The organism is Streptomyces sp. NPDC003691, from assembly GCF_053981115.1.
Map to the genome: position 1 here is coordinate 36627 of NZ_JBSFNQ010000014.1, position 13344 is coordinate 49970.

Sequence of the window (13344 nt, forward strand, 5' to 3'; positions counted from 1 at the left end):
AGGGCCGGGCGGGCGGTCCGCCGTTCCGGACCCGCGCGGGTGCGGTCTGATCCCCCCCGGCCGGGGGGATCAGCCCTTGGCGCAGGACGGCAGCCCGGTCCGCTGGCCGCTGCTGATCTTCTCCAGGGACTTCGTGGCGTCGGCGATGGTGTCGACCTTGACCAGCGTCAGCCCCTCGGGGATGTCCGCGGCGGCAGTCTCGCAGTTGTCGGCGGGGGTGAGGAAGTACTCGGCGCCGGCGGCCCTGGCACCGACCAGCTTCATGGCGATCCCGCCGATCGGCCCGACCCGTCCGGCGTCGTCGATGGTGCCGGTGCCCGCCACGAACTTCCCGCCGGTCATATTTCCGGGGGTGAGCTTGTCGACGATGCCGAGGGCGAACATCAGCCCGGCGCTGGGGCCGCCGACGTCGGCGAGGTTGATGTCGATGGTGAACGGGAAGGTGTGGTCGGTCCCCGCCTGGATGCCGACGATCGCCCGGTCCGCGCCCTCGGCCTTGGCGGTGGTGATGGTGACGTCCTCGGTGGTGGTGGGCTCCCGGCCCGCCTTCTCGGCCGCGGCGGCCGTCTTCGCCGGGACGATCGTGAAGACCACCTGCTGGCCGGGGCGGCGCTTGGTGACCAGCTTCGCCACATCGCCGGGCTCCTTGACCGCGGTACCGTCCACCGCCCTGATCACGTCTCCGGCGTGCAGCCGGCCCTCGGCGGGGCTGTCCTTGACGACCGTGGCGACCACGACCCGCGAGGTGACGGGGATCTTCAGCTGCTTCAGGGCGGCGACCTTGGCGCTCTCCTGGGACTGGCTGAACTCCTCGGCGTTCTCCTGGGTGGACTGTTCCTCGGTCTGCCCGTCGGGGTAGAGCGTGTCCTTCGGGACGACGACGTTGTCGTGGGCGAGCCAGCCGTGGACGGCCTCGACGAGGTTCATCCGGTAGTCGGCGCCGGTGACCCGGACCGTGGTCATGTTGAGGTGCCCGGACGCCGGGTAGGTCTTGCGCCCGTCGATCCGCAGAACCGGTTCGCCACCGGCGTCGCCGAGGGTGTTGACCGTGGGCCCCGGGGACATCTCCGCGTACTTCACCGGGATCAGGATGCCCGCGCAGAGCAGCGCGATGGCGATCAGCGTGGATGCGAGCATCGTCGCGGTGCGGCGTGGCATGGAACGACAGTACGGGACGGGCCCCCCGGTACGCCGTCCGGGCCGGTCCGTACGGGGAGGCCCGGGGGGCCTCCGGCGGAAGGGTCCGGACCGGATCCGGGCCCGCCGCGGAAACGGCCGGTTCCCGTCGTACGAGCGGGCTCGGGGGCGGGCCGTGAGCGTCCCGAACCGTACGGAACCGCGGGCGCTACGGGCCGGGCGGGCCTGCGGAGCCGGTCTTCTCCATCGCGTCGCGGAACCGCGCGTACCCGGCGAGTTCGGCGACGTCCCCGGTGGTCCGGTTCCGTGACGCCCAGCCTCCCCATATCGCGGCACCGACGGCAGCGAACAGCGGAATCAGCAACCACGCGAGTGCTGCCATCGCGACCTCCCTACCCCATGGAACGACACGGCCGGGCCGCCGTACGGGCGCATCCGGCTGAGTGATCAACAGATTAATGGTCCACCGGTTCAACGCTCGTGGCAGGGGCCCGGTTACGCAAATCGGGCGGGCGGGAGGCGGCGGCGGAGTACCGGGGCGGGGTCCGGGAACCGGTGCGGGGGTCAGGCGCCGACCCACTCCTCGGTGCCGTCGGAGAACGTCTGGTGCTTCCAGACGGGGACTTCGCGCTTCAGGTCGTCGATCAGCCTGCGGCAGGCGTCGAAGGCCTCGGCCCGGTGGGGGCAGGACACCGCGACGATCACCGCGATATCGCCGACGGCGAGGTCGCCCACCCGGTGGACGGCGGCGAGCGCGCGGACCGGGAAGTCGGCCGCGACCTTCTCGGCGACGCGCCGCAGCTCGGCCTCGGCGGTGGGGTGGCACGAGTAGCCGAGGGCGTCGACGTCGGATCCGGCATCGTGGTTGCGGACCGTGCCGACGAACAGCGCCGTACCGCCCGCCGCGGGGTCGCCGACGGCGGCGAAGACCTCGTCGACGGAGAGGGGGGCGTCACGGACGGCGACGAGCCGCAGCGGGTCGTGCCCCGCCCGCTCGCCGGGATGATCGTGCCTGGTGGTCATGGCCACATCGTGCCGTACGCCGTCCCCGCCGGGCCACCGCCCGCCGCGGCCCGCCACGGACCGCCGCGGACACCGCCGCGGGGCGGGCCAGGGCACGGCGGGGCCGGGAGCCGGGGGGTGCGGCCGGGGCCGCCCGGGAACGGGCCGGGCGGCCCGCCGGGGCCGGGGACCGGGCCGGGCGGCCCGGGGCTGGGACTGCGGGGCCCGGCGGGCTACAGCCGGCGGCGGGCCTTGCGGGCGCGGCGCACCAGGGCGGCCGTACCGAGCAGGGCGACCGTCGCGCCCGCCGCACCGGCCGCGGCGGCGTCCTTGCGGCCCAGTCGGCGGCCGGCGACCGTATGGCGTCCGGCGACCTCCTCCAGGAGCGCGGCGAGCACCTCCTCGTTGGTCCAGCGGGGCCGCCATCCGGCGTCGTGGAGCCTGCCGATGCTGACCACCCAGGGGTGCATGGTGTACGCGAGGTCCCCGGCCGGGGAGGGTGTCACCCCGATGCGGTGGAGCCGGGCGGCGGCCCCCAGGGCGATCGCGGACGGCAGTTCCATCCGGCGGATTCCGGTCAGCTCCTCGACCTCCTCCTGTTCCAGCCAGCCGTCGCAGCCGACGGCCAGCTCGCCGTCGACCTTCTCCAGGGCCGCGTACTCCAGGGCGCCGACCAGGTCCTCGACATGGCAGAACTGCCAGGTGGGGCGGGATCCGGCGACGACGAGCAGCCGGGGCGACTCGAAATAGCGGGTCAGGGCGGTGTCCGTACCGCCGACCAGGACGGCGGGGCGCACCACGGTGACGTTCAGCCCGGGGTGGGCGCGGGGCGCCCGGCGGGCCAGATGCTCGATCTCCAGCAGGTCGCCGACGCCGGTGGCCTCCGCGGTGGCCCGCAGTTCGGCGTCCTCCGACAGCGGAACGTCGTTGTCCGGCTGCGCTCCGTACACCATGGCGGAGGTGCAGAGCACCACCCGGCGCACCCCGGCGGCCGCGGCCGCCGTCAGGACCGTCTGGGTGCCGCGTACGTTGTACGCGGTACGGGCCGCGGAGTCGGACTCCAGGTCGAGGTCGAGCGCGAGGTGCACGACGACGTCGGCGCCGCGCAGCTTCTCGGCGATGGCCGGGTCGCGGACGTCGAGGACGTGCCACTGCGCCCCGGGGACATCGCCCCGGCGCTCGTCGATCGCGACGACCCGCCCGACCTCGTCGGACCCGGCCAGTTGCCGGGCCAGCAGCTCACCGATGCCGGTGGCGGCGCCGGTGACCGCGATGACGGGTCCGCGGCCCGCGGCGCGGTCGCCGGGGGCCGGGGTTGAGCGGTTTCGCGCTCCGCGAACCTGCGGATCTGGGGAACTCACCAGGCGTCTCCAGCGGTTGTCTTCAGTACGTACGGTCATGACGCGTACGTACCAGGTGGCGTCCATCCTGCCCCAGGCCCCGAGCCGGCGGAGCACCGAGCCCGGATGCGGGCCGGGATGTCTACGCTGGGTGGTGTTGTGAGGGCATTCGCCGCCGGCCGGGCGCCGGCGGCCCTACGAGCCGAGGAAACCCGTGAGTGACACCCCATTCGGATTCGGCCTCCCGCCGGAGGAGCCGGAGCCCGGCGACGAGGGCAGGAAGAAGGATGCCGCGGACGGTGGCAGCAGCGGCGGCGGCTCGTCCCCGCGGAATCCGCAGAATCCGTTCGGCTTCGGCCCCGGGGCGGGCGGCGACAATCCCTTCGCCGCCATGTTCGGCTCCTTCGATCCCCAGGACCTGGGCGCCGCCTTCCAGCAGCTCGGCCAGATGCTGAGCTACGAGGGCGGGCCGGTGAACTGGGACATGGCCAAGCAGATCGCCCGGCAGACCGTCTCCCAGGGCACGGCGGACGGTGTCAAGGACGCCTCCGTGGGCCCCGCCGACCGTACGGCGGTGGAGGAGGCCCTGCGGCTGGCCGATGTCTGGCTGGACGGGGTGACGTCCCTGCCGTCCGGCGCGGGCACCGCGGTGGCGTGGAGCCGGGCCGAATGGGTGGAGGCGACGCTTCCGGCGTGGAAGCAGCTGGTCGACCCGGTCGCCGAGCGGGTCGGCGCGGCCATGGGCGGGGTGCTGCCCGAGGAGATGCAGGCCATGGCGGGCCCGCTGATCGGCATGATGCGCTCGATGGGCGGCGCGATGTTCGGCCAGCAGATCGGGCAGGCGATGGGTGTGCTGGCGGGCGAGGTCGTCGGCTCCACGGACATCGGTCTGCCGCTGGGTCCGGCCGGGAAGGCCGCCCTGCTGCCGCTGAACGTGGAGACGCTCGGCAAGGACCTCGGTGTCCCGAAGGACGAGGTGCGGCTCTATCTCGCCCTGCGTGAGGCCGCCCACCAGCGGCTCTTCGCCCATGTGCCGTGGCTGCGCTCGCATCTCTTCGGCGCCGTCGAGGGGTACGCCCGCGGTATCAAGGTCGACACCTCGAAGCTGGAGGACGTCGTCGGGCAGTTCGACCCGACGCATCCCGAGCAGTTGCAGGAGGCACTCCAGCAGGGCATGTTCCAGCCGGAGGACACCCCGGAGCAGAAGGCGGCACTGGCCCGGCTGGAGACGGCGCTGGCGCTGGTCGAGGGCTGGGTGGACGCGGTGGTCCACGAGGCCGCCGCGGCCCGGCTGACGTCCGCCTCGGCGCTGCGGGAGACGCTGCGCCGCCGCCGGGCGTCCGGCGGGCCCGCGGAGCAGACGTTCGCCACGCTGATCGGGCTCCAGCTGCGGCCGCGCCGGCTGCGGGACGCCTCCCGGCTCTGGGCGTCGCTGACGGACGCCCGCGGTATGGACGGCCGGGACGCGCTCTGGGAGCACCCGGACATGCTGCCGACCGCAACCGACCTGGACGACCCGGACGGTTTCGTCCACCGCGAGCAGCTCGACTTCTCGGAGCTGGACCGGATACTGGGCGAGGCCGCGTCCGGCGGCAAGGCCCCGGAGACCGGCACCGGCACCGGCACCGGCACGGAGAGTGACGGCAAGGGCGACGCCGGCAGTGACGGCGACAGCGGCGGCGGCAAGGGCACGCCGGGGGCCGGGCCCGGAGGTTCCGGCCGGTGAGCCTGCACGACGACGCCGTCCTGGTGCTGAAGTCCTACCGGGATGGCGGCGACCCGGAGCAGGCGGAGCTGCGACAGCGGTATCTGGACCACCTGTCGGCCCATCCGGACGGACTGTGGAAGGCGTGCGGGGCGGGCCATCTGACGGCGAGCGCCCTGATCGTGGATCCGGAGCGGCAGCGGGTGCTGCTGACCCTCCACCGGAAGCTCGGTATGTGGCTCCAGATGGGCGGCCACTGCGAGCCCGGCGATCCGACGCTGGCCGCGGCGGCGCTGCGGGAGGCCACCGAGGAATCGGGTATCCCCGGGCTGACGCTGCTCCCGGGCGGTGCGCCGGAGCCGGTGCGGCTCGACCGGCATCCGATTCCGGCGCCCTGCCACTGGCATCTGGATGTGCAGTACGCGGCGCTGGCCCCGGCGGGCGCCGCCGCGGTGATCAGTGACGAGTCGCTGGACCTGCGCTGGTTCGGTTACGACGAGGTGCCGGAGGTCGCGGACACGTCCGTCGTCCGGCTGCTGGAGCGGGCCCGGGCCGTGCTCTGACGGTCCCGTACGGGCCTGCTGCGCCCGGCAACGCGCGGGGCGCCCGTGGTCACCGGGGATTCCGGTGACCACGGGCGCCCTTCGCCGTAACGGGCCCGGCGCGGTTCAGCTCAGCACGGTTCAGCTCAGCACGGTTCAGTTCAGCGTGGTTCGGTTCAGCGTGGTTCGGTTCAGTGCGGTTCAGTTCCAGGAGTTGCCGCGGTTACGGCCGTCGGCGCCGAACTGGCCGCGGATGCCCTCGCCGATCTGGGCGTTCTGCGGCGGCATCACCTCGCTGGGCTGCACCAGGACGAAGCCCTGGCCGAGGAAGCTCAGCTCCCAGCCCTCGCCGGTGCTGCCGCGGCGGGTGCGGACACTGGTGGAGGTCGTCGGCGCCTCCATCTGGACGCGCAGCCGGGTGGACCAGGCGACGATGGCGTCGGAGTCGACGTTCACCGGCGATTCCGCGCTCACCGGGAGCATCAGCGGCTGCCCGGAGGTCATCAGGGCCACCTTGCCGTGGCCGGTGATGTTGAGCTGGTACTTGCCGGATCCGGAGATCCCGTACTCGCTGTCCACCGCGAGGACCTCGGTGTTCAGCGCGGGGTCGAGCGCCAGCACATAGTCGCTGTCCACGGTCAGCCCGCCGCTGTCGACCTCGACGACATGGATGTACTGGGCGAGGTTGGCGAGGTAGACCGTGCCCTGGCCGGAGCAGCGCATCAGGTCGAGGCCCTCGCCGGTCCGCTGCCGGTTGCGGCGCTCGCTGGCGCTCTGGTACTCGCCGTCGAAGTCGATCAGCCCCTGGTAGGCGACCATGGCGCCCTTGCGGGCGAGGATGTCGTCATTGCCCTGGAGGGTGATCCGCAGCAGCTGCGGGTTCTGGACGGCGATGCGTTCCTGGGTCTGCTGCTCGCCATAGGTGAAAAGTGGGCTCTGCATGATGTTTCCCGCTCCCTCAGCCCCGGATCCGCAGCCGGTCGGTGTTGTCCTCGCTCGGCTGGACGACGACGATGCCCTCGCCGGAGAAGGCCATCTGGTACGCCTCGCCGGTGCCGCGGCCGATGAGGGCGCTCGCCTTCATGCTCCGCTTGGCCTTCACCTTCAGATGCGGCGACCAGGCCACCAGGGCGTCCGGGTCGACGTAGGTCTCGTCCTGGCCGCGGCCGCAGTCGACGACGATGGGCGTGCCGCGGGAGGTCAGGGCGACCCAGCCGGTGCCCGCGATCTCCACGTTCCACAGGCCGGTGCCGGCGAGCTTCGCCATGCCCTTGACCTTCTGGACGCTCCACTGGAGGTGGGCGTCGAAGGCGAGCACATTGGAGCCGTTGACGGACAGGGAGTCGTTGTTGAGGTAGATGACGACCACGTCGGCGCCGTAGTCGGCGAGATAGAGGACGCCGTCGCCGTGGCAGCGCATGATGGGCGCGCCTTCGCCGGTCGCCCACTGGGCGACGGCCTGCTGGGCGGACGGCGGATTGGCCTCGTACTGGACGAAGCCCTCGTAGGCGACCATGGAGCCGGTGCGGGCGAAGAGGTCGTGGCCGGTGGCCATGGCCACCTTGAGCATGGTGCGGCCGTGGTTCTCCATCCGGGCCGCGAGGGGGGTCGGGGCGTAGCCCGCGAGTTGCTGGTTCATGGATCCGGGCTCCCTCAGACCTCGTAGGGCTGGACGACGATGAAGTTGCCGGGGGCGCCCCGGAACTGCAGGTTGACGGTCTCGCCGCTGTGTCCGGGGTAGGAGTTGCGGCGGAGCCGGACCTGGGACGCGAGCTTCACCTGCGAGGCCGCCGACCAGGCCACGATCGCGTTGGTGTCGGCGAAGGTGGAGGCGGTCACCGGGAGGACGACGGGGATGCCGTGCGTCTTGACGACGACGGTGCCGGTGCCCTGGAACTGGAGGGTGAACAGCACCCCGCCCGGGATGCCGTGGCCCTCGATCCGGCGGACCTCGTACTGGAGGGACTCGTCGAACGCGAGGACGTTCTCGGCGGAGACGCAGATCGCGTCACCCTGGAGTTCGATGGGGTGGAGATGGGCGTTGTCCTCGGCGAGGAAGACCTGGCCGCGGCCGGTACAGCGCATGAGCTGCATCTCCTGGCCGGTGGCATTGCCGACGACGCGGCCGGTGAAGCCGCCGCTCTTGTGGCTGAAGTCGATCTTCCCCTGGTACATCACCATGCTGCCGCTGCGGGCGAGGACGGCGGTGCCGCCCATGGCGACGTCGACCCGCATCAGGTGCTGGTTCTGCGGGGTCCAGCGCTGGCCGGTGGGGGTCTCGCGGTAGGCCTGGAGGGCCGCGTTGAGCCCGGGGCCCGCGGCGGGCACACCTTGCGGGATGCCGCCGGGCTGTCCCTGGATACCGGTCTGGCCGTAGGCGAAGGGCGCCTGCTGTACGAATCCCCCGGCGCCGGGCGGCGGCGCCATCCCGGGTAGCTGGCCGGGCATCTGGCCGGGGGGCTGCCCCGGAATCTGGCCCGGCACCTGCCCGAACGGCGGCTGGCCCGGGACCTGGCCGAACGGCGGCTGGGCGAACTGCGGCTGACCGGGCGGCGGTACGGCGCCGGGCGGCGCCGCGGCGGGGGGTACCGCGGCGCGCGGCGCGGCCGGGGGCACCACGGCCGGAGGTACGGCGCCGGGGGGTGCGGCCGCGGGCGCGCCGAACGCGGGAGCGGGAGCGGGCGGCTGGGGGGTGTACGCCTGGGGCGGCTGCGCCACGGCCTGGAGCGGCGGCGGCGCCGCGAACGTCGGCGCGGGCGCGGGCACGGCGGCAGGCGCGGGCGCCTCGGGAGCGGCGGCCGGCTGGTCCTCCGCGACCTCACCGCCGAAGTTCCGCAGGAGGGCGTCCAGCCCGCCGTCGAAGCCCTGGCCGACGGCGGCGAACCGCCAGACGTCCTTCAGATAGAAATCGGCCAGCATGACCGCGCGCTCGGTGCTGAACTCCGCCCCTGTGAAGGGGTAGCGGGCGACCTCCTCGCCACCGGCCACGATCCGGATGTAACCCGGTCCGACCTGGGACATCACACCGTCGCCGTCGATGGTGGCGGTAAAGCTGAGCTTGGTGATGTGCGGCGGAATACGGTCCAGGGTCACCCGGAAGGATTCGGTGTCCCCGGACTGCGCGCCGAGCAGCTGGATGGACTCCTCGGGCGACTTCGGCTGGTTGAAGAAGACGAAGTACCGGTCGTCGGAGAGTTTTTCGGCGGCGTCGAGGCCGAAACAACTGATGTCGAAGGTCAGACCGGGAGCGGCGATCGATACGCCGACATACAGATCCGTACCCGCGGTGAGATCACTGATCTTGGCCTTGTGGCCGCGTTGGAATTCCCTGGCCATGCGTAACGACCGTCCCCCATCCCGAAAAAACTACGAATGCGTCGCGCCAGGCTAACGGCTGCCCACCACTTCCGGCCAAGGGCTGAAGCCGCGCCGGGACACATTCGATACATGCCGATCAACGTCCGGTGATACCGGCGCGTTCCCTCGCGCGTTCCCCGGCGCGTTCGCCGGCGCCTCCCGGTGCGACGGCCCGCCGCACCGCCCGCGGGGCCGTCCGGTCGACCGCTCCGGCGGTGTCAGTCCGCGTCGGTACCGGGACCGGGATGGGTACGGGGCAGGCGCTGCGCGGCGACGACGCCCTCCAGATAGCCGCGGGCCCGCTCGGTGCGGGGATACGCCTCCAGCAGCCGCCAGAAGCGGGGGCCGTGTCCGGGAACGAGCAGATGCGCCAGTTCGTGGACGAGGACGTAGTCGACGACGTATTCGGGCATGCCCTGGAGCCGGTGGGAGAGCCGGATACTGCCCTCGGCGGGGGTGCAGGAGCCCCAGCGGGTGTTCTGATTGGTCACCCAGCGGACGGACGCGGGCCGGGCCCGGCCGTCGAGGTACTGCGCGGAGAGGCGCTCCGCGCGCTCGGCCAGCTCCCCGTCGCCGAGGATTCGCTTGCTCTCCTGGGCGGCCAGTTTGTCGAGCATCACGCCGACCCACCGCCGCTCCTCGGCCTCCGACATCCGGGCCGGGATCAGCACGATCGTACGGTCGCCCTCGCGGTAGGCGGAGACGGTCCGGCTCCGGCGGGCGCTCCGGCGGACCTCGACCGCGCTCGTCGCCGCGCCGCGGGGGACGCGGCCGGTCGCACTGTGCCGCGGGCTTTCCCCGCCGTGCGACGGAGTCCGCCCGGCGATACGGGAGGAAGGGTCGGCTGACACGCCACGACGTTACCCGCTGAATGCCTCCGAAGCACCGGCTCCGCGTCGGTTCTCCGCCGAACCGCTCCATGAACCACCCCAGGGCCGCACCAACGGCCGCACCGGCATCCGCACCGCCGACTACTGCAACGGCTACTGAAACGACCATGGCGACGGCAACGGCGGCGGCAACGGCAACGTTCGCAGCATTAGAACGACTAATACCCCGGCCCTGTGGACAACTTTTCCCGCCCGCCTCCTCCGCCGGGCATTCTGACCGTGCCGGAGAAGACAAGGCTGGAGAGACGGGGGAACCGATATGCATCCGATGGTGAAGCCTGCCTTACGGCGGGCCTGGCGGGAGCGGCAGACGGTCCAGTTCGGGGTGACACCGGCGCACGCGGTGACGATCGGCCCGGTGGACACCGCGACCGGCTCGCTGCTGGAGCTGCTCGACGGGACCCGCGGGCTGGACCTCCTGGAGGCACAGGCGCGGGCGATGGGGCTGCCGGACGGACTGGTCCCGGAGCTGGTGCGCCGGCTGACGGCGGCCGGTCTGATCGACGACGCGACCTGCGGCGGGCCCGCGGCCGACGCCCTGCGCCGACGGACCGCCGTGGTCGACCGGCTGCGGCCGGACGCGGCCGCCCTGTCGGTCGTGGACCGTGAGCCGGGCGGCGGAATGCGGCGGCTGGCGGCCCGCCGGGGCACCCGGGTCCAGGTGCGCGGCGCCGGCCGGGTGGGCGCGTCCGTGGCGGCGCTGCTCTCCGCCGCCGGGGTGGGTCGGGTCGATGTGCTGGACGGGGGCCGGGCCGAGCCGGGAGATGTGACGCCCGGCGGGCTGCCCGCGGGAGCGGTCGGTGAGCGCCGTGATCTGGCGGCCCGGGGAGTGGTGCGCCGCTGCGCCCCGCAGCCGCCGCCCCGTTCGGCGGCGGGAGGTACCGCTGCCGGGGGCGCCGAGCCGGGTCTGTCCCTGGTGGTGGTCTGTCCCCGGGAGGGTCTGGGTGCCTATGCGCCCGATCCGGGTCCGGCGGCCGGGTGGATCACGGGTGGTGTTCCTCATCTGTATGCGGGGGTGGTCGAGGCGACCGGGGTGGTGGGTCCGCTGGTGCTGCCCGGCGGGACGGCCTGCGCGGGCTGTCTTGAGCTGGACCGCGCCGACCGGGATCCGGGCAGGCCGCGGCTGCTGGCGCAGTGGCGTTCGGGCGGCCGCCGGATACCGGTGCCCGCCTGTGATGTGGCGCTGGCCTCGGCGGTCGCCGGGCTGACCGCGGCGCATGCGCTCTCCTTTCTGGACGGGGAGCTGCCGCTGACGGCGGGCGCCCGCTGGGAGACATCGCTGCCGCTGCTGGACTGGCGCCGGGAGGCGCTCGTTCCGCATCCGCGGTGTGTCTGTGGAGCCGCCCGGGGTCCGGGGGCATCCGGGAAAACTGAGGGGGAGGACACCTCCGGGCCGGCGGGGTCTCACGAGACAATGACGGGGTAACGCGTCACGGGGCCACCCACACCGGCGGGCTCACGCGGCACGGCTGTGAGGAGGGGCGTATGTCTGATCTTCCCCGGAAGGCGGTCACCCGGACCGCCAAGTTGGCCGCACTTCCCCTGGGGTTCGCGGGCCGGGCCACCTGGGGTCTGGGCAAGCGCATCGGAGGCAGACCGGCGGAGATCGTCGCCCGGGAGCTGCAACAGCGCACGGCGGAGCAGTTGTTCAAGGTGCTGGGGGAGCTGAAGGGCGGGGCGATGAAGTTCGGGCAGGCGCTGTCCGTCTTCGAGTCCGCGCTCCCGGAGGACATCGCCGGGCCGTACCGTGCGGCGCTGACGAAGCTCCAGGACGCCGCTCCCCCGATGCCGACGAGCACGGTGCATACGGTGCTGAAGGAGCGTCTGGGTGATCAGTGGCAGGAGCTGTTCCTGGAGTTCGAGGAGAAGCCGTCGGCCGCGGCGTCCATCGGCCAGGTCCACCGGGCCGTGTGGCACGACGGCCGGCGGGTGGCGGTGAAGGTGCAGTACCCGGGGGCCGGGGAGGCGCTGCTCTCCGATCTCTCCCAGCTGAGCCGGTTCGCCAGGCTGCTGGGCCCGCTGATACCGGGCATGGACATCAAGCCGCTGATCACGGAGTTGCGGGACCGGATCGCCGAGGAGCTGGACTACGCGCTGGAGGCGGAGGCGCAGCGGGCGCATGCGGCGGAGTTCGCGGACGATCCGGATGTGCTGGTCCCCGGTGTGGTGCACCAGTCGGATCAGGTGCTGGTCACGGAGTGGATGGACGGGATACCCCTGGCTGAGGTGATCGACCGGGGCACCCCGGAGCAGCGGGACCGTGCGGGGCAGTTGCTGGCCCGGTTCCTCTTCTCCGGTCCGGCGCGCACCGGGCTGCTGCACGCGGATCCCCATCCGGGGAACTTCCGGCTGGTGCCCGGAGAGGAAGGGGAGGAGTGGCGGCTGGGAGTCCTCGACTTCGGCACGGTCGACCGGCTTCCCGGCGGGCTGCCGCCGCAGATCGGCGACTGTCTGCGGATGACGCTGGAGGGCGAGGCGGAAGCGGTCTACGAGGGGCTGCGGGAGGAGGGCTTCGTCAGGGAGAAGATCGACCTGGATCCGGATGCGGTGCTGGAGTATCTGCTGCCGATCATCGAGCCCGCGGAGGTGGACGAGTTCACCTTCACCCGGGGCTGGATACGGGCGCAGGCCGCCAGGATCGCCGATATCCGCTCCCCCGCGCATCAGCTCGGCAAGCAGCTGAACCTTCCGCCGTCGTATCTGCTGATCCACCGGGTGACGCTCAGCACGATCGGGGTGCTCTGCCAGTTGAACGCGACCGTCCGCCTCCGGGACGAGCTGGAGGACTGGCTGCCGGGCTTCCTCGCCGACTACCCGGACGAGCCCACCGGAGATCCGGCCGGTGACCCGGCGGAGCCCGCCGTGGGCGCGGCTGACGACTCGGCGGAACCCGTCGGTGATCCGGCCGATGCACCGGCGGAGCCCACCGGGGCTACGGCCGATGGCCCGGCGGAGCCCGCCGAGGGCGCGGCTGACGACTCGGCGGAGCCCGTGGGTGATCCGGCCGTGGAACCGGAACCGGAACCGGCCGGCGGTCCCGGCGACGGTCAGACCCCGGCCCCGGCACCGGCCTGACCAAAGAAAGGACCTGGAGGGGGAGGGGCGGGGGGGAGGGGGCGGGGGGGAGGGCCCCTTGTCCCTTTACCACCAGGTGGAGTCGAGGCGGCCTTCGATGGAGCGGAGGTTGGCTCGGGCGCAGGTGTCGCAGAAGTAGTGGCGGGTGCCGTTCTCCACGGAGCAGGTCCAGGTGAGGGGGATCGTTCCCTCGGCCGTGCTGCCGCAGCGGGAGCACACGGTGCGCTCGGCGCCCGTTCCGTCCGGGCGGGAGGTGTTCTGCTGGTCCACCCGGTGACGATAACCCCGGGCGGGGC

General features: G+C 72.8%; 13 protein-coding genes. 4 read left to right on the forward strand and 9 right to left on the reverse strand.

Translation table 11 applies throughout. The features are described from left to right. Nucleotides 1–69 precede the first annotated feature (69 nt). The 4 genes from ACWDR0_RS09565 to ACWDR0_RS09580 all read right to left on the reverse strand — a co-directional run bounded on the left by ACWDR0_RS09565 (nt 70) and on the right by ACWDR0_RS09580 (nt 3500). Nucleotides 70–1158: a YlbL family protein gene (locus tag ACWDR0_RS09565; protein WP_456351075.1), complete on the reverse strand. Its 1089-nt coding sequence runs from the start codon at nt 1156–1158 to the stop codon at nt 70–72. 187 nt (nt 1159–1345) lie between these two features. After that, the gene (locus ACWDR0_RS09570; RefSeq protein ID WP_456351076.1) at nt 1346–1519 is read right to left on the reverse strand and encodes a hypothetical protein; all 174 of its coding nucleotides are present in this window, start codon (nt 1517–1519) and stop codon (nt 1346–1348) included. A 182-nt stretch (nt 1520–1701) separates the two neighbouring features. Further along, nucleotides 1702–2160 carry a molybdenum cofactor biosynthesis protein MoaE gene (locus tag ACWDR0_RS09575; RefSeq protein WP_456351077.1) on the reverse strand — a complete coding sequence of 153 codons (459 nt, stop codon included), beginning with the start codon at nt 2158–2160 and terminating at the stop codon, nt 1702–1704. Between the two features lie 212 nt (nt 2161–2372). Next, complete coding sequence (locus ACWDR0_RS09580; protein ID WP_456351078.1) at nt 2373–3500, reverse strand: SDR family oxidoreductase; 1128 nt, start codon at nt 3498–3500, stop codon at nt 2373–2375. Nucleotides 3501–3693: 193 nt separating this feature from the next. On the opposite strand from ACWDR0_RS09580, the gene ACWDR0_RS09585 reads away from it, so the two are divergent. Further along, nucleotides 3694–5205 (forward strand): zinc-dependent metalloprotease, encoded by a 1512-nt coding sequence (locus tag ACWDR0_RS09585; protein WP_456351079.1) that lies wholly within the window; start codon nt 3694–3696, stop codon nt 5203–5205. Continuing rightward, nucleotides 5202–5747: an NUDIX hydrolase gene (locus tag ACWDR0_RS09590; protein ID WP_456351080.1), complete on the forward strand. Its 546-nt coding sequence runs from the start codon at nt 5202–5204 to the stop codon at nt 5745–5747. The genes ACWDR0_RS09585 and ACWDR0_RS09590 overlap by 4 nt, the downstream gene beginning before the upstream one ends. 180 nt (nt 5748–5927) lie before the next feature. On the opposite strand, the gene ACWDR0_RS09595 is transcribed toward ACWDR0_RS09590, so the two are convergent. From ACWDR0_RS09595 to ACWDR0_RS09610, 4 genes are all read right to left on the reverse strand, one after another. Next, on the reverse strand, nt 5928–6668 hold the full coding sequence (locus ACWDR0_RS09595; RefSeq protein WP_456351081.1) for an AIM24 family protein: 741 nt from the start codon (nt 6666–6668) through the stop codon (nt 5928–5930). 16 nt (nt 6669–6684) lie between these two features. Beyond that, nucleotides 6685–7365, reverse strand: a complete 681-nt coding sequence (locus tag ACWDR0_RS09600; RefSeq protein WP_456351082.1) for an AIM24 family protein — start codon at nt 7363–7365, stop codon at nt 6685–6687. 14 nt (nt 7366–7379) lie between these two features. Then, the gene (locus ACWDR0_RS09605; RefSeq protein ID WP_456351083.1) at nt 7380–9062 is read right to left on the reverse strand and encodes a TerD family protein; all 1683 of its coding nucleotides are present in this window, start codon (nt 9060–9062) and stop codon (nt 7380–7382) included. A 239-nt stretch (nt 9063–9301) separates the two neighbouring features. Beyond that, complete coding sequence (locus ACWDR0_RS09610) at nt 9302–9934, reverse strand: M48 metallopeptidase family protein (RefSeq protein ID WP_456351084.1); 633 nt, start codon at nt 9932–9934, stop codon at nt 9302–9304. Nucleotides 9935–10232: 298 nt separating this feature from the next. Here ACWDR0_RS09610 and ACWDR0_RS09615 point away from each other — a divergent pair, with 298 nt between their 5' ends. Both ACWDR0_RS09615 and ACWDR0_RS09620 read left to right on the forward strand, forming a co-directional pair. After that, on the forward strand, nt 10233–11399 hold the full coding sequence (locus tag ACWDR0_RS09615) for a TOMM precursor leader peptide-binding protein (RefSeq protein WP_456351085.1): 1167 nt from the start codon (nt 10233–10235) through the stop codon (nt 11397–11399). A gap of 59 nt (nt 11400–11458) precedes the next feature. Continuing rightward, the gene (locus ACWDR0_RS09620; protein ID WP_456351086.1) at nt 11459–13048 is read left to right on the forward strand and encodes an AarF/UbiB family protein; all 1590 of its coding nucleotides are present in this window, start codon (nt 11459–11461) and stop codon (nt 13046–13048) included. Nucleotides 13049–13114: 66 nt separating this feature from the next. Here ACWDR0_RS09620 and ACWDR0_RS09625 read toward each other — a convergent pair whose 3' ends face one another. Then, complete coding sequence (locus tag ACWDR0_RS09625; protein ID WP_456351087.1) at nt 13115–13318, reverse strand: hypothetical protein; 204 nt, start codon at nt 13316–13318, stop codon at nt 13115–13117. Nucleotides 13319–13344: the final 26 nt, after the last annotated feature.

Excerpts from the sequence above, each read along its gene's own strand:
- ACWDR0_RS09565 (WP_456351075.1), bottom strand. The coding sequence starts at position 1,158 with ATGCCACGCCGCACCGCGACGATGCTCGCATCCACGCTGATCGCCATC.
- ACWDR0_RS09570 (WP_456351076.1), bottom strand. The coding sequence starts at position 1,519 with ATGGCAGCACTCGCGTGGTTGCTGATTCCGCTGTTCGCTGCCGTCGGT.
- ACWDR0_RS09575 (WP_456351077.1), bottom strand. The coding sequence starts at position 2,160 with ATGACCACCAGGCACGATCATCCCGGCGAGCGGGCGGGGCACGACCCG.
- ACWDR0_RS09595 (WP_456351081.1), bottom strand. The coding sequence starts at position 6,668 with ATGCAGAGCCCACTTTTCACCTATGGCGAGCAGCAGACCCAGGAACGC.
- ACWDR0_RS09600 (WP_456351082.1), bottom strand. The coding sequence starts at position 7,365 with ATGAACCAGCAACTCGCGGGCTACGCCCCGACCCCCCTCGCGGCCCGG.
- ACWDR0_RS09605 (WP_456351083.1), bottom strand. The coding sequence starts at position 9,062 with ATGGCCAGGGAATTCCAACGCGGCCACAAGGCCAAGATCAGTGATCTC.
- ACWDR0_RS09615 (WP_456351085.1), top strand. The coding sequence starts at position 10,233 with ATGCATCCGATGGTGAAGCCTGCCTTACGGCGGGCCTGGCGGGAGCGG.
- ACWDR0_RS09620 (WP_456351086.1), top strand. The coding sequence starts at position 11,459 with ATGTCTGATCTTCCCCGGAAGGCGGTCACCCGGACCGCCAAGTTGGCC.